Here is a 16,025-nt window from a genome sequence, read left to right on the forward strand (position 1 = left end):
GGAACCTAAGGCAGCAAAATTTCCAGCCATTTACACCATATACAATTATTTAATCATAATAATATGACCTATGTAAAAAAGATTACGCTTTCAAAGTCTATTATAACCAATTGTCAGATTTTTGTGAATGAAAAGGAAACATAAAAATTAAAAATATTATATTAAAAGAAAATTAAAAGAAGTCCCACCTGCCTAATAATGCTAGTTATTAAACGAGTGTAGCCATTAAAATAATTTGCTTGTCCAGTCCATTAGCTTCATCGCTGCGTATGCTATTCCCGCACCAATTAACGGACCAACTGCAACGCCATTAAAAAGGGAAACGGCGAAAATCGTCCCAAGAACGAGTGCAGTTGTGATATGCGGATCTTCAGCTAACAGGCTGACACCACCCTTGGCAAGAAGAGCGACTGCCATTCCAGATACGAGAGCGATCCAGGCATACGGCGATTTAAACGCTCCACCGAGATCCTTAAAGCCAATGTCTCCACTTGCAATTGGAGCCAGAACCGCAATGGTAATAATGATTACCCCCCAATTAATACCCCTTGTTTGAATGAAGGTAAACCCTTTTCCATCAAGACCGGCAATTTTCAGCAAAAGCAAAAACGCCACCGCGATCATAAGGGACTGATTTTTAGCCACAAAACCAATAACTAGTAATAAAGCCAGAAAAATATATGGCTGAAACATAATATACGCACCCCTTACTTTTAAAACAGGTTTTTGTACTAGCGATATATGCATAATGTGCCCCAAAATGATAAACTGTTACTATCCATAAAAGCATCCAGCCAAAGGAGGTTAACCCGATTTGAACCCAATTTACGTTTCACGGACCATCAGGCTGCTAGCAGTCATTGGCATGGTCGTCGGGGCATTCATTGCCTTTTATTACATATCCAAAGTAACATACCCATTTCTGATTGCCTTACTTATTGCCTTTCTCATTAACCCGCTTGTCAATTTTCTTGAAAAGAAAGGCAAGATGCCAAGACCGCTCGCCGTCGTCATCACCTTGATGATCATCATCGCTGTTTTCGCTGCTCTCGTAACCCTTCTCGTTGCCGAAATCGTGAGTGGAGCAACATATCTTGCCGATGTTCTGCCACATCATTTGAATACGTTGATCCGATATAGCGAGGGCTTGTTCGCCTCACAAATTATTCCGCTATACAATCAAATCACAGGGATGTTTAATAATCTCGATGCAGGTCAGCAAGAAACAATTATGACCAACATTCAAAGCGTCGGCCAAAAAATCGGCACCACGGTAGGAAACTTTCTAAAAGGATTTTTTGGTAATATCCCCCTTATTCTGTCCTGGTTTCCAAATGTAGCAACCGTTTTAATTTTTTCTATGCTTGCGACATTTTTTATCAGTAAAGACTGGTACCGCCTGACAGCAATGGGCGGAAGGTTAATGCCAATGAAAGCAAAAACAAGCGGAAGAACGGTATTTGCTGATTTGAAGAAAGCCCTTTTTGGATTTATAAAAGCCCAGATGACTCTTATTTCCATTACGACAGTAATCATTCTGATTGGGCTGCTAATCTTGCGTGTTGATTATGCGATTACAATTGCGCTTGTTGCAGGGATTGTTGATATTATCCCTTACCTGGGTACTGGCACTGTTTTTGTACCATGGATTCTTTATGAAGCAATTGCAGGAGATATGGGCCTGGCAATCGGCCTTGGAATTCTTTATATTATTGTGTTGGTACAGCGCCAGATAATGGAACCAAAGATTCTTTCATCTAGTATCGGACTCGATCCACTCGCAACATTGATTGCCTTGTTTGTGGGCTTTAAATTATTGGGCTTTCTCGGCTTGATTGCGGGGCCAGTAACCCTAGTCATTTTTAACACCCTTAAAAGGGCAAATGTATTTAAAGATATCTGGACATTTATTAAAGGAAATGAAACAAAAGTATAAGGAAAACGCCGGCATTAACAAAGCCGGCGTTTTTTTATCTGATGATTCTTATATTTCCTTTATTAATCCATCGCCTAAAGTAAAGGCCAAGCCAGTGTTTAAAAACTTTCCTTGTTGGCGGAATAAGAAGCAGGGTCCCCATTATATCCGTTACAAATCCCGGAGCCAGGAGCAGCGCGCCTCCAATAAGGACGCAAATGCCATCAAGGACAGCATCACCCGGCATTTGGCCCCGATTAATTTGCTGCCTAGCCTGGTTAAGAACCCTGAGTCCCTGCGTGCGGGCTAGAAAGGTCCCCAGCACTCCAGTCAAAATAATCAGGGACAGAGTTGGAAATAATCCGAGTGTTTTTCCTGACCATAGCAGGATGCCAATTTCAGCGGCGGGAACGAGAACAACCAAAAGAAAAAAATACACACGAAACATTCCCGGCCCACTCCATTCTTAAAGTGTAAGATTCCTTCTTAATCTTCTTTGTTAGATTTTTAAAGGACGCTTGCATGTCCGTCGTAAATGACGCCCCTAGTTGCATCAACGGTAATTTCCCTTCCATCCTTCAGCTTGTCTGTTGCGTTCTCAACGCCTACGACAACCGGGATACCCAGATTTAAACCAACAACGGCTGCATGGCTTGTCAGGCCGCCCTCCTCGGTAATGAGCGCGCCACATTTTTCAATTGCAGGCACCATTTCTCTGTCCGAGCCAATCGTTACGAGGATATCTCCATCCCTTACTTTTGCATTGGCTTCTTCTGCGTTCATTGCAACAACAACTCTTCCATAAGCTGACCTCTTGCCAATCCCTTGACCCTTTGCCAGTATATCGCCGACAATATGAATTTTCATTAAATTGGTTGTCCCAGCTTCTGCGACTGGCACTCCGGCTGTGATGATGACAAGGTCACCGTGCTGGACGATTCCGCTATTCAAACTTTCACCTACAGCAATATCCATCATTTCATCAATTGTCTTTGCTTTTCTCCCCAACTGAGGATAAACGCCCCAAACAAGTGCAAGCCTTCTTCGTACCCCCTCATCTGAAGCAACCGCAACAATTGGCGCTTTCGTCCGGTATTTAGAAATCATCCTCGCCGAATGGCCGCTGACTGTCGGAGTAATAATTGCACTTACTGCCAGGTTGAGCGCTGTATGTGCTACAGACTGACCGATTGCATCAGTTGTATTTGTTTCTGTATCTCGGCTCCTTACCTGGAGAATTTCCTTGTGATTCAATGCTTCTTCAGTTTTTGAGGCAATATTGTGCATGGTCTGTACTGCTTCCACGGGATAAAGGCCTGCAGCTGTTTCGCCTGAAAGCATAATCGCATCCGTACCATCTAAAATGGCGTTCGCCACATCACTTGCTTCAGCTCTTGTCGGCCTTGGGTTACGCTGCATAGAGTCAAGCATTTGTGTCGCTGTAATGACAGGTTTTCCCTCCGAGTTACATTTTTTAATTAGCAACTTCTGGACTAATGGTACTTCCTCTGCTGGTATTTCGACCCCAAGGTCACCACGGGCCACCATCAACCCATCGGATACCTCAAGGATTTCGTCGATATTGTCGACACCTTCCTGGTTTTCGATTTTAGGAATGATATGAATATGGGCGGCATTATTTTCTTCCAATAGCTGGCGGATTTCAAGGACATCTTTTGCTCTTCTCACAAAAGATGCTGCAATAAAGTCAACCCCTTGGTCGATTCCGAAAAGAATATCCTCTCGGTCCTTCTCTGTGATCCCTGGAAGGTTTACCGATACGCCAGGAACGTTGACGCCTTTTTTGTTTTTGAGAACTCCTGTGTTCATGATCGTTGTTTCAATCAATTGATTGTCTTTATCAATTTTTGTGACCTCAAGGCCAATTAGGCCATCATCAAGCAAAATTTTCGATCCCATATGGACATCTTCAACAAGACCAGGGTATGTAATCGAAAACAAATCTGACGTTCCTTCTACTTCATTCATCGAAATCTTTATGGAGTCCCCGGCCTTTAGCTCAATTGCTCCATCTTTCATATTATGTGTCCGAATCTCTGGTCCTTTCGTATCGAGCAAAATGCCAACATTTGAGCCAGTGATTTCAGCAGTTTTCCGGATGTTGGCTATCCGGGCACCATGCTCTTCAAAGTCTCCATGTGAGAAATTCAACCGTGCAACATTCATTCCTGCCTTCATTAAATCAGTCAGTTTTTCAATACTTTCACTGGCAGGGCCAATTGTACAAACAATTTTCGTTTTACGCATTGCTTCTTCCTCCTGTTCAAACTTTAAATGGACAATTCCTGGGATAATTTATATAAATTCAAAAGATCTAGCATTTCTCTTTTCTCATTGAGTGCTTCAATGATATCATAATCCACAAGCCTGTTCTGTACGATTCCAACTGCCCGGCCGCCTTTATCTTCAAGCAGCAGCTCCACAGCCTTTGCACCAAGGCGGCTGGCTAGCACTCTGTCCGAAGCAGTCGGTGTCCCACCGCGCTGCATATGGCCAAGAACCGAAACCCTTGTATCAAAATTTGTTTCTTCCTTTAGCTGGCGAGCAAAATCCATTCCGCTCCCCACACCTTCAGCAATCACAATAATACTATGTTTTTTCCCGCGTTCATTGCCCCGGCGCAGCTTATCCGCAATATCATTCATATCATATTTTTCCTCAGGAATCAGGATTGTTTCGGCACCGCCTGCAAGGCCTGCCCATAAAGCGAGATCACCTGCATCCCTACCCATAACTTCAATAATAAACGTACGCTCGTGTGAACTCGCTGTATCACGGATTTTGTCTATTGCGTCAATGACTGTGTTCAGCGCTGTATCAAATCCGATTGTAAATTCCGTACCGGGAATATCATTATCAATTGTACCGGGGACACCGACACATGGGAATCCCAGTTCTGTTAAGGCCTTAGCGCCACGGTAGGAACCATCTCCCCCAATAACGACCAAGCCTTCAATCCCAAATTCACGCAGCTGCTCAATCCCTTTTTGCTGGCCTTCCTTTGTTGTAAACTCCGGGCAGCGAGCAGATTGAAGCATTGTTCCGCCTCTATGAATAATATCCCCTACTGAACCCAATTCAAGTTTTTTTATATTTCCTGTAATTAAGCCTGCATATCCGCCGTAAACACCATAAACTTCTATTTCATGGAAGATCGCCTTTCTGACTACTGCCCTGATGGCAGCATTCATTCCAGGAGAATCCCCGCCACTAGTCAAAACCCCAATTTTCCTCATATCCAAATCACCTCATGTTATTTTTCAGCAACCGGCATTTCATCTATTTAACCAAGGTTCATTTCTAAAATACCACTAAGGAAGAGGTCTAACAACTTAATCGATACTAAAAAGAAAAAAACTAAATAATCCAATAAATGCAAGCGCTTAACAACCTGGCCATTGTATGTAAAACAAAAAAATAAAGAAAACGTGCTAACAAAAGCACGTCTTTAATTTACCCCTATATATTCATTTAAAAACGAATATTCCCCGATTGTTTTATACTTTTCGTACCTTTGTTCCTTTAGTTCGTTTCCTGAAAGTCGGGACAACTCCGTTAGGGAACGGAAGAGCGCCTTTTCAATTTCATGGGCCTGAGATTTGACATCCCTGTGTGCGCCTCCCCTTACTTCAGGAACAATTGCATCGATGATTCCCAGTTCCATCAGGTCAGGTGCGGTAATTTTCATGGATTCAGCTGCGCGCTTAGCCTGCGAGGAATCCTTCCACAGAAGGGCTGCCGCACCTTCAGGCGAGATGACCGAGTAAGTGGAGTTCTCAAGCATGAGGATATGGTTGCCAACTCCCAGGGCAAGAGCACCTCCGCTTCCGCCTTCCCCAATCACAATACATACGACTGGAACATCCAGACTGGCCATTTCAAAAAGATTTCGTGCAATCGCTTCACTTTGGCCTCTTTCTTCAGCCGCTTTACCCGGATAGGCGCCCTTCGTATCAATAAAACAAACAATTGGTCTCTTGAACTTTTCTGCCTGTTTCATAAGCCTAAGGGCCTTTCTGTATCCTTCGGGATGAGGCATACCGAAATTACGCCTAATATTTTCTTTCGTGTCTTTGCCGCGCTGGTGGCCAATAACAGTAATTGGCAATCCCTTAAATTTTGCTATGCCGCCGACAATTGCTTCATCATCTCCATATGCCCTGTCACCATGGCATTCGAAAAAATTGTCAAACAGATAGGTAATATAATCGAGTGTAGTTGGTCTACCAGGATGGCGGGCAATCTGGACACGGTCCCAAGGCTTAATATTGCTGTAAATATCTTGCTCAAGTTTTTCAAGCCTCGCCGAAAGCTTGTCAATAACAGAAGACAAATCAACATCATTTTTATTTGTATATTCTTTTAGCTCACTAATTTTCTTTTTTAATTCAATGATTGGTTTCTCAAATTCTAGTTCGCCTACCAAGCAAGCTCACCTCCACTTTGATGAAGTTCTAGGATCGTCCCAATTTTTTCTTTTAAATCATGCCTGGATATGACAGCATCCAACTGGCCATGTTTCATTAAAAATTCGGCTGTCTGGAAATCCTCAGGAAGTTCTTCACGAATCGTCTGTTCAATAATTCTTCGTCCCGCAAAACCAATGAGGGCGCCGGGCTCAGCAATATTGTAGTCTCCGAGCGAAGCGAAGCTTGCAGATACACCGCCTGTTGTCGGATGAGTCATAATGGAAATAAACAAGCCTCCGTTATCGCTGAAGCGCTTCAAGGCGACACTTGTTTTAGCCATTTGCATAAGACTCAGAACCCCTTCCTGCATACGGGCTCCACCGGAAGCTGTAAAAATGACAAACGGCACCCCTAATTCATCCGCTTTTTCTACAGCACGTGTAATCTTTTCGCCAACCACGGATCCCATACTGCCCATTCTGAAAGTTGAATCCATGAGGGCAATCGCAATTTTATTGCCGTTTACCATTCCTGTTCCGGTTACGACAGCTTCATTCAAATGGGTTTTCTTTCTGTCTTTCTCCAGTTTTTCGATATACTCAGGAAAGCCGAGTGGATTTTTTGAAATCATTCCAGCATCCATTTCCTCAAAGCTGCCTTCATCAAGAAAACTTTGAATCCTTTCCCGCGCATTCATTGGGTAATGCCGGCCGCAATGAAAACAAACCTTTAGGTTTTTCGCCAATTCTCTCGTATAAATAATTTTTTTGCATCCCGGGCATTTCGTCATTATTCCTTCAGGAACGTCCTGTTTCGCCGCTTCAGAAGGTATCTCTGCATATTTTCTTTTCTTCGTTTTAGTAAATAGCTCTTTTAACAAGGTTGTACCTCCCAGTAATAGAAATAGGATTGGGTTGTCTTGCTGATAATATACTCGAATGCCCAGTGGCCAGACCACCACACAAGTAAAAATGGCCTGGCGTTGCCAAGTCATAACCTGTCCCTACTATAGGGCTCTACTGTAAAAAAGGATGCTGCTTTTTGTCAGCATGAATTTGACAAATTCCTTAATTTCTTGTAAGCGCGAATCACATTGTCCTCATTTGCGGCGTCAATCGCTTCAAGTAAAGAAAGGTAATCACTAGAACTGCCTCCTTGGTTCTCGAAGCCCTGCGCGTTGTAATAATCCATCAATATCATCCAGATTCTCATAAACAAATGATTATCCGCAAGCAAGACGAGCTGATAAAAAAACTCATCATCATCTATATTGTTATTCTGAACATTTTCATATAATTGTTCAGTGGAACGGATTCCTTTTTGCAAAAGGATTCTCAAACAATTCATTTCAATATAGTATTTTGTTTCTGTGACATCTTTTTTCGCCTTTTCATCCTGGAGGATAAAAGTACTTAGAAGCTGTACCAATTGATTTCCTCTGAAATCACGGATATACGTTCCTTCCCCTCTTCTCGTCTCAATAAGCCCAAGCAATTCGAGGGCGCGCAATGCCTCTCGGACAGAGGAGCGCCCTACATTTAGGCGCTCCGTCAATTCCCGTTCGGATGGGATTTTATCCCCTGTTTTAAGGCCATCCGCGGTGATCATTTTCCGCAGCTGCCTGACAATTTCTAAATAAACCTTTGAATTTTTTGTTTGCGGTTTTGCAGTTTCCATTACCAGTCTTTTCCAATCTGCGAAAGCCGTTCTGTCTTTTCTTTCACATCTTCCGGATTGACTTTTTTGCGTGCCACTCCGGTCTCCATAGCCGCTCTGGCCACAGCGGATGCAACTGCAGGGGCAACCCGCGGATCGAATGGACCTGGAATGACATAGTCTTCACTTAACTCTTCTTCACTAATAAGGCCGGCTATGGCTTCAACAGCTGCCACCTTCATTTTTTCATTAATTTGTGTTGCCCTTACATCCAATGCCCCCCGAAAAATCCCCGGAAAAGCCAATACATTGTTTACCTGGTTTGGAAAATCGGATCGGCCCGTCCCAATTACCCTGGCACCTGCCGCTTTCGCTTCATCCGGCATGATTTCAGGTACAGGGTTCGCCATTGCAAATATAATCGCATTTTCATTCATTGAAGCCACCATATCTTTAGTAAGTGACCCGGCGGCCGAAACCCCAATAAACACATCTGCACCTTTAATGACATCGGCCAGACCTCCATTTAGGCGGTCCCTATTCGTAAACCGGGCGACCTGGTCCTTTATGGCATTCATGCCTGTTGGCCGTCCTTCATAAATGGCGCCTTTCGTATCACACATGATGATATCACGGACTCCATAGCTGTAGAGCAGCTTGATGATTGCGATACCGGCGGCTCCGGCACCATTTGCAACCACCTTGATTTCATTCATTTTTTTGCCGGTAATTTTAAGGGCATTGACCATTCCAGCTACAGTGACAATGGCGGTTCCATGCTGATCATCATGGAAAATAGGGATGTCTGTTTCCTTTTTAAGTCTTTCTTCTATTTCAAAGCACTTGGGAGCTGCAATATCCTCAAGGTTCACTCCACCAAAAGTAGGTTCGAGATACTTGACTGTTTCTATTATTTTTTCAACATCATTTGTATTCAGGCAGATTGGGAATGCATCAACGCCCGCAAAACTTTTGAAAAGGACAGCCTTTCCCTCCATAACTGGAAGAGCGGCTTCTGGCCCGATATTCCCAAGCCCAAGAACAGCAGTCCCGTCAGAGACAACCGCAACCATATTCCCTTTCATCGTATAATCATAGACCGTTTCCGGTTTATCGTAGATCTCTTTACAAGGTTCGGCTACGCCCGGGGAATAGGCTAAACTTAAGTCCTTGGCATTCCTTACGACTACTTTCGATTTTGATTCCAATTTCCCTTGATGAAGTCGGTGCATATGCAAAGCTTCTTCTCGCAGCGTCAAGGCTTTTCACTCCTTTAGTTATGGAAGGAATTCTAATTTTATCCCTTTTGGCGGTGGTCAGACCACGCTTTCTTTTACCACTATATCACAACTTTTTCCGATGTAAAGAATGAATTTTTCATAGACTATTTTAAAACAACATTATTTTTTCCTAGAAGATTGCTTAACTGTGCTAGTAAATATTCGGTTGGCTTGATTCCGTAGTCGGCTCCAAGCCGAAGTGTTTTATTCAATCCGTCATAATAGAGGACAACTTCTATTGTTCCTCTGCTTCCCGCGAGAAGAGATTCCAATTTTGCTAAGCGCGCCGGGTCCTGATTTTCGGGGAGAAGCTTAAGATAGAGCCGTTCTTTATGCTGGGTCTTCAGCCAATTTTCGATTTGCTCGGCTTTTTTGATAATGAATTGGTTTTTGCCATCACGATTCTCGACCTTTCCTTCTAAAACTGCCATAATCCCTTGGCTGAACAGGGTGGAGTATTTTTTAAAAACCTCCGGAAAGGCGACTGCCTCCATCTCTCCGCTTGAATCGGTAATCGTCAGAAATGCCATCGGGTCACCTTTTTTTGTGCGGATCTTTTTTAAAGCTGTAATAAAAATCCCAATAGCCTGCTGATGTGGGCTGGGGGTTATTTCCGCTAGCGGTCTGGCTCCACTTTCATGGAGAGCCTTTTCATGGACGGAAAGCGGGTGGCTTGAAAGGTAGAAGCCAAGAACATCCTTTTCAAAAGCAAGCTTATTTTCCAGGCTAATCGGGTCAACCTCCATATATTTCGGTTTCGGCATCAAATCATCCGCCATAAAAAGCGCGGCCTGCTCATCGTCGTCCGGCCTCATGAGCTGGGCATGATCGATGGCAACATCCAGGCTGGCGAGGAGTGTTGCGCGATCCTTGCCAAATTCGTCAAAACTTCCTGAATGGGTAAGTGCCTCGAGTATTTTTCTCGTAGTGGTTTTCTTGGAGACACGGATACAAAAATCAAATAGGTCTGCGAAGGGCTTTTTCCTTCGCTCATTGATGATTTCCCTGATAACCGGTGCACCGAGGCCTTTTATTCCACCGAGGCCAAACCGGATGCCTCCTTTCTCTGCTTTAAAGGAATATGTGCTCCGGTTTACTGAGGGAGGCAGTAACGGGATTTCCATTCCCTTCAATTCACGGATATATTGGGCTATTTTCACATCATTTCCACTTACTGAAGTGAGGAGTCCCGCCATGAAATGCTCCGGATGATGTGCCTTCAGATAGGCAAGCTGGCAAGAAATAACGCTATAGGCAACCGCGTGGCTTTTATTAAATCCGTAGTTTGCGAACCGAACGATTAAATCGTATACCGTATTGGCCGCCGAGGACCCATACCCCTTCCTTAACGCTCCATTTACAAAGTGCTCACGCTCACGGTCAAGGACATCTTTTTTCTTTTTGCCGACAGCCCGTCTTAAAAGATCGGCCTCCCCTAGTGAAAAGCCTGCCATCGTTGAGGCGACTTGCATAATTTGTTCCTGATACACAATGACGCCATATGTATTTTCAAGAATCGGCTTTAAGTCCTCGTGTGGATAAGCAATGCTTTCACGTCCATGCTTCCTGTCGATGAATAATGGAATGTTTTCCATTGGGCCCGGTCTGTATAGGGCATTGACTGCGACAATATCTTCGAACCGCGTCGGCCTCAATCGGGTAAGAACCTTCCTCATCCCTTCGGATTCAAGCTGAAAAATCCCCGTCGTTTCTCCCCGGGCAAGCAATTCAAAGGTTAAGACATCATTCAGAGGAATTGAACGTACATCAATCTCTCTATTTTCCTCCCGTTCGATTGAAGATACGATTGACTCAATAAGCGAAAGGTTTCTTAAGCCAAGGAAATCCATTTTTAAGAGGCCTATTTCTTCCAGATACTCCATCGAATATTGAGTTAAATAGATATGATTATGCCCTTCTTGAATAGGAATGAAATCCACAAGGGGCTGTTCACTAATGACTACCCCTGCCGCATGGGTGGACGTATGCCGTGGCAGGCCCTCGAGTTTCATTGCGGTTTGAAACAGCTTTTGATTAAAGGGACTCTCCTCCGCCAGGTCCCGAAGCCTCTTCGAATCCCTGTATGCTTCTTCAAGTGTAATTCCAATCCGGGAGGGAATGGCCTTTGACCACATGTCGAGTTCTTTTGTATTCAGCCCGAATGCCCTTCCGACATCACGGATTGATGCTTTTGCCGCCAGCGTCCCGAAGGTTGCGATCTGCGCAACGTGTAGTTCCCCGTATTTCCGGGCGACATATTCGATTATTTCGTCTCGACGGTGATCCGGAAAGTCGATATCGATGTCCGGCATGGTCACCCGCTCAGGATTTAGAAACCGTTCAAAAAGCAAACCGTGTTCAAGTGGATCAACATCAGTAATAAAAAGAGTATAGGCAACAAGCGACCCTGCCGCAGACCCCCTGCCTGGCCCCGTCAAAATCCCTCTTTCGCGCGCATATTTCATAAAATCCCAAACAATTAGGAAATAGTTTTCGTATTTCATATTTTTGATAACCGAGATCTCAAATTGAAGCCTTTCAACATATGCGGAAGAATAACCTGGCACCCGTTTTTCCAGCCCTTCGAAACAAAGGTGTTCAAGCACTTCATCCGGACGATCTTCTTTTTCAAGAGGGTATTTTGGCATATGGATCTTTCCGAACTCAATCTCCACAGTGCAGGTTTCCGCAATCCTCAATGTATTTTCCAGAGCTTCCGGATAATTAGCAAAGAGTTCTGCCATTTCAGCAGCGGTTTTCAGGTAGTACCCCTCTCCGTCAAGCTTGCTTCTTCCTTTATCCTGAAGCTTCATCCCATCCCGGATTGCCAGAAGGCATTCATGGGCAAGCGCATCACTCGCCTCAAGATAGTGGACAGCATTGGAGGACGCAACCCCAATCCCAAGTTCGGAAGCCATCCGTGTGAGCAGCTCTAAAAGCCGAAATTCCTTCTCAAGCCCATGATTTTGCAGAGCGAGGAAAAAACCTCCTTGAAATATGTCCGAATACGTTCGGGCAAGATTGTAAGCAGCCTCTTCTCTCCCAGCCAGCAGCAAAGTTTCAATTTCGCCTTCCAGGCCAGGGGTCAGGGCAATAATTCCTTCGGCGTAGTGGCGAAGCCATTTTAGCGGAAGTCCCTCTTGCGACTTCGTTTGGATGGCGCTTGATATCTTTAGGAGATTATGAAAGCCTATTTTATTTTTGGCCAAAAGGACAAGCGGAAACGATTCGCTCTGTTCCTGATTGGAAAGGATATCTGCCGTGAGTCCGAGGATCGGACGAATTCCCTGCTTCATGCATTCTTTATAAAATTCAATTGTCCCGTACATGACATTCCGGTCTGTCAAGGCCATCGCCTTAAATCCCTTCCCTTTTGCGGCTTTTACAAGCGAAGGGACGGAAGCGGTACTGCTTAATAGACTGTATGCACTATATGTATGAAGGTGAATGAAAGACATTTATTCACAACCTTTATAACTCATCTTATTTCTATTATAGAACTTCATTTTGTAAAAGGAAAATATGTTCCCATTTTCAGGGACTCTTTTTAGATAAGTTCAACGGTTTACCTGAATCGTGTCCAGGAGACTCATATTCCTATTTGATTGTCCATATGATGGAAGAAGGAGACTATTCAGGAAAAAAGGATGGATTCAATGAACCAGGCTGGATTTATAACAACATTCATTCAGAGTTATTTTATTTCACTGGGGGTATTGCTTGGGGGAGCCTTAATAGGCGGGATTGCCTCTTTCCTGACCGGGCAGCCGGTATTGACGACGATTGCAAGACTTTCTTCTTCCCTGAGAATATGGGCAATTGTTGCGGCAATCGGCGGAACATTTGATCCGATTTATCAATTCGAGAGGGGAATTTTTGACGGACAGACAAAGGACATCATCAAGCAGATCCTGTTTATTTTATCAGCGCTCGGCGGCGCCCAGACAGGCGCGCTGCTGATTGATTGGTTTACCCAGGAGTTCATACCGTCATGAGAGTCCCTCCTTATTACAAGGACAAGTCATGGCAGCGTTTTTTTGCAGGACTGGCATTGGGTGGAGTGCTCGGCTGGCTGTTACTTCTTTATATGCACGGCATCCTGCAGGAAAAGCAGACGATGCTCATAAAAGATCAGCAGGATACTATTCAGGACCTGCGCGACGACATTAAAATTTGGCAAGATGAATTTAAGAATCTGAACAAGGAAAATATTGAACAATTGCTTGTTCAAAAGATAACCGTCAAAATTACAAACCCAAAACGCTATAACATCGACCTCCTAAGCATCGCAGAAACAGAAGAAGCAGTCGTTGAAGACCTTAAAACACTGAAGGCAAAGGACATCGAGACAGTTTATAAAAATAAGGACTTGATCAAAAAAGTCATCGAGAACCGAACAGTAACAATTAATGGCAAAAAATACAGGCTGGAAGTGGAAGAACTGATCATTTTTACAAATGTAATCATCCAACTCAAAATCTATTTGGCTAAATAACCACCTATGCGACATTAGTTCTTCTAAACCCGGGTTTGGTGTCGCATAAGTGCCGACTATGCGACTTTAGTTCTTCTAAACCTGGGTTTGGTGTCGCATAAGTGCCGACTATGCGACATTAGTTCTTCTATACCTGGGTTTGGTGTCGCATAAGTGCCGCCTATGCGACATTAGTTCTTCTAAACCTGAGTTTGGTGTCGCATAAGGGCTTGCTATGCGACATTAGTTCTTCTAAACCTGGGTTTGGTGTCGCATAAGTGCCGCCTATGCGACGTTAGCTCTTCTATACCTGGGTTTGGTGTCGCATAAGTGCTTGCTATGCGACATTAGTTCTTCTATACCTGGGTTTGGTGTCGCATAAGTGCCGACTATGCGACATTAGTTCTTCTATACCTGGGTTTGGTGTCGCATAAGTGCCGCCTATGCGACATTAGTTCTTCTAAACCTGGGTTTGGTGTCGCATAAGTGCCGACTATGCGACATTAGTTCTCTTAAACCTGGGTTTAGTGTCGCATAAGTGCCGACTATGCGACATTAGTTCTTTTATACCTGGGTTTGGTGTCGCATAAGTGCCGACTATGCGACATTAGTTCTTCTATACCTGGGTTTGGTGTCGCATAAGTGCCGACTATGCGACATTAGTTCTCTTAAACCTGGGTTTAGTGTCGCATAAGTGCCGCCTCTGCGACTTTAGTTCTTCAAAACCTGGGTTTGGGTGTCGCATAAGTGCTTGCTATGCGACACCAGTGCTCCAAAACCAAAGTTTAGTGTCGCATAAGTGCCGCCTCTGCGACTTTTAACGTCCCTTAACGATAAATAAGGCCGGCCATCTATACCTTGGCCAGCCTTTTACCGCTATTCGGTTCTGCATACTTTATTCAATTCAGCTAGCACCGCGTCTTTTTCTTTCCAAGAATAAATGGAAGCGCCGGCTGCAAGCGGATGGCCGCCTCCATCAAACTTCCTGGCAACGCCATTGATGACTGGCCCTTTTGAACGGAGCCTGACTCTGATTTGATCTTCTTCCTCAATAAAAAACACCCACGCCTTAATTCCTTTCACACTGCCAAGAGTACTGACCAAAAGGGACGCCTCGGAAGGCTTTGCATTAAATTCCTCGAGCAGTTCTCTTTTCAAAACAACTGACGCAACTCCATAATCAAGCATCTCGAAGTTTTGCAAAATATATCCATTCAATTTAATGATATTGGCATCAAGTTCATACATCTTATCGTAAAGTTCCGTTCTGGAGAATTGATAATGAATCAGCTCCCCCGCGTAAGCAAACGTTTTTTCAGTCGTGCTTGGATAGAGGAATCTGCCTGTATCGCCAACAATTCCGGCAAATAAAAGCCTGGCTGCTTCATCCGTCATCATAAGGCCGCGGTCTTTTCCAGACAAATATAATTCATAAATCATTTCGCTCGTTGAACTTGCATCCGTATCCACCCAGATTAAATCGCCATATGCATCTTCATTTGGATGATGGTCAATTTTAATCAGCTTATCACCCATCTTGTAACGCGAATCACAAATCCGTTCAGTATTGGCTGTATCACATACAATGGCCAGAGCACCCATGAAAGCCTCATCCGGAATGTCATCCATCTTCTTTAGATATACTAAAGTCTCCTCATCTTTCCCAACTGTGAAAACTGTTTTGCCAGGATAGGAAGCCTTTATGATTTCAGCCAGACCACTTTGCGATCCATATGCATCCGGGTCAGGACGAACGTGGCGGTGAATGATGATTGTATTGTATTCTTCTATCAGTTCCAAAATTTTAGTAACCATATTTAATCTCCTTCAGATCAAATCAATTGCCTGCTGAATCTCCGCATGGCTCTGGCATTTCCACCATTATGGCGCTACAATGGTATAGAAACTATTTTTGGAGGTCCAGCCATGCCAGCGCTTGTTATTGTTATCATCATTTCACTAGCATTTTATGTGTTTTATAAGATTAAGTATGTAAGGAGCAGCCGGCCCGCCGAAAAGAAATGGATTTCCGCAAAGTCAAGCATCGCCCTGGGAGCGTTTGTCTTTACGTTCGGGATAAACCAGCTGTTTTTAACCCACTCCCCTGTTACTTATCTTGTTGCAGCAGTCTTTATCCTGCTCGGAGGCATTAATATATGGTCAGGAATCAAAGCTTATAAATTTTACCTGCCGCATGCCATCGAAGAAGCAGAAGGAAATAGTTAATCAATTAAGCGCCTGCCAAAGGCGCTTTTTCATTTAAGGATGAT

At 44.0% G+C, this 16,025-nt stretch carries 14 protein-coding genes; 4 read left to right on the forward strand and 10 right to left on the reverse strand.

Annotated elements, in window-relative coordinates:
* Positions 1 to 225 precede the first annotated feature (225 nt).
* A complete protein-coding gene (locus D1B31_RS11055; protein ID WP_118920840.1) occupies positions 226 to 693 on the reverse strand; it encodes a DUF441 domain-containing protein in 468 nt (155 codons plus the stop codon).
* 121 nt (positions 694 to 814) lie between these two features.
* On the opposite strand from D1B31_RS11055, the gene ytvI reads away from it, so the two are divergent.
* Entirely contained in the window at positions 815 to 1,936 is a 1,122-nt protein-coding gene (ytvI, locus tag D1B31_RS11060; RefSeq protein WP_118920841.1) for a sporulation integral membrane protein YtvI, read from the forward strand.
* Positions 1,937 to 1,970: 34 nt separating this feature from the next.
* On the opposite strand, the gene D1B31_RS11065 is transcribed toward ytvI, so the two are convergent.
* From D1B31_RS11065 to dnaE, 8 genes are all read right to left on the reverse strand, one after another.
* Positions 1,971 to 2,363: an FxsA family protein gene (locus D1B31_RS11065; RefSeq protein WP_118920842.1), complete on the reverse strand. Its 393-nt coding sequence runs from the start codon at positions 2,361 to 2,363 to the stop codon at positions 1,971 to 1,973.
* A gap of 59 nt (positions 2,364 to 2,422) precedes the next feature.
* Entirely contained in the window at positions 2,423 to 4,183 is a 1,761-nt protein-coding gene (gene pyk / locus D1B31_RS11070) for a pyruvate kinase (RefSeq protein WP_118920843.1), read from the reverse strand.
* Between the two features lie 23 nt (positions 4,184 to 4,206).
* Complete coding sequence (gene pfkA, locus D1B31_RS11075) at positions 4,207 to 5,172, reverse strand: 6-phosphofructokinase (protein ID WP_118920844.1); 966 nt, start codon at positions 5,170 to 5,172, stop codon at positions 4,207 to 4,209.
* Between the two features lie 212 nt (positions 5,173 to 5,384).
* Positions 5,385 to 6,362, reverse strand: a complete 978-nt coding sequence (gene accA / locus D1B31_RS11080; RefSeq protein ID WP_118920845.1) for an acetyl-CoA carboxylase carboxyl transferase subunit alpha — start codon at positions 6,360 to 6,362, stop codon at positions 5,385 to 5,387.
* On the reverse strand, positions 6,356 to 7,225 hold the full coding sequence (gene accD / locus D1B31_RS11085) for an acetyl-CoA carboxylase, carboxyltransferase subunit beta (protein WP_118920846.1): 870 nt from the start codon (positions 7,223 to 7,225) through the stop codon (positions 6,356 to 6,358). Before accD ends, accA begins: the two co-directional genes overlap by 7 nt.
* A 164-nt stretch (positions 7,226 to 7,389) precedes the next feature.
* Complete coding sequence (locus D1B31_RS11090) at positions 7,390 to 8,022, reverse strand: FadR/GntR family transcriptional regulator (protein ID WP_118920847.1); 633 nt, start codon at positions 8,020 to 8,022, stop codon at positions 7,390 to 7,392.
* A complete protein-coding gene (gene ystJ, locus D1B31_RS11095; protein ID WP_275670717.1) occupies positions 8,022 to 9,233 on the reverse strand; it encodes an NADP-dependent malic enzyme in 1,212 nt (403 codons plus the stop codon). The genes D1B31_RS11090 and ystJ overlap by 1 nt, the downstream gene beginning before the upstream one ends.
* Before the next feature lie 152 nt (positions 9,234 to 9,385).
* Positions 9,386 to 12,739, reverse strand: a complete 3,354-nt coding sequence (dnaE, locus tag D1B31_RS11100; protein WP_118920849.1) for a DNA polymerase III subunit alpha — start codon at positions 12,737 to 12,739, stop codon at positions 9,386 to 9,388.
* Positions 12,740 to 12,937: 198 nt separating this feature from the next.
* Between dnaE and ytrH the strand changes: the two genes are divergently transcribed.
* The gene (gene ytrH / locus D1B31_RS11105; RefSeq protein WP_420846095.1) at positions 12,938 to 13,276 is read left to right on the forward strand and encodes a sporulation membrane protein YtrH; all 339 of its coding nucleotides are present in this window, start codon (positions 12,938 to 12,940) and stop codon (positions 13,274 to 13,276) included.
* Positions 13,273 to 13,776: a sporulation membrane protein YtrI gene (gene ytrI, locus D1B31_RS11110; RefSeq protein WP_118920851.1), complete on the forward strand. Its 504-nt coding sequence runs from the start codon at positions 13,273 to 13,275 to the stop codon at positions 13,774 to 13,776. Before ytrH ends, ytrI begins: the two co-directional genes overlap by 4 nt.
* 855 nt (positions 13,777 to 14,631) lie before the next feature.
* On the opposite strand, the gene D1B31_RS11115 is transcribed toward ytrI, so the two are convergent.
* Positions 14,632 to 15,570, reverse strand: a complete 939-nt coding sequence (locus D1B31_RS11115) for a DHH family phosphoesterase (RefSeq protein WP_118920852.1) — start codon at positions 15,568 to 15,570, stop codon at positions 14,632 to 14,634.
* Positions 15,571 to 15,681: 111 nt separating this feature from the next.
* Between D1B31_RS11115 and D1B31_RS11120 the strand changes: the two genes are divergently transcribed.
* Positions 15,682 to 15,981, forward strand: a complete 300-nt coding sequence (locus D1B31_RS11120; RefSeq protein WP_118920853.1) for a YtpI family protein — start codon at positions 15,682 to 15,684, stop codon at positions 15,979 to 15,981.
* The last annotated feature ends 44 nt before the right edge of the window (positions 15,982 to 16,025 follow it).

The sequence above is a fragment of the Neobacillus notoginsengisoli genome, from assembly GCF_003515685.1.
Taxonomy (GTDB): domain Bacteria; phylum Bacillota; class Bacilli; order Bacillales; family Cytobacillaceae; genus Bacillus_D; species Bacillus_D notoginsengisoli.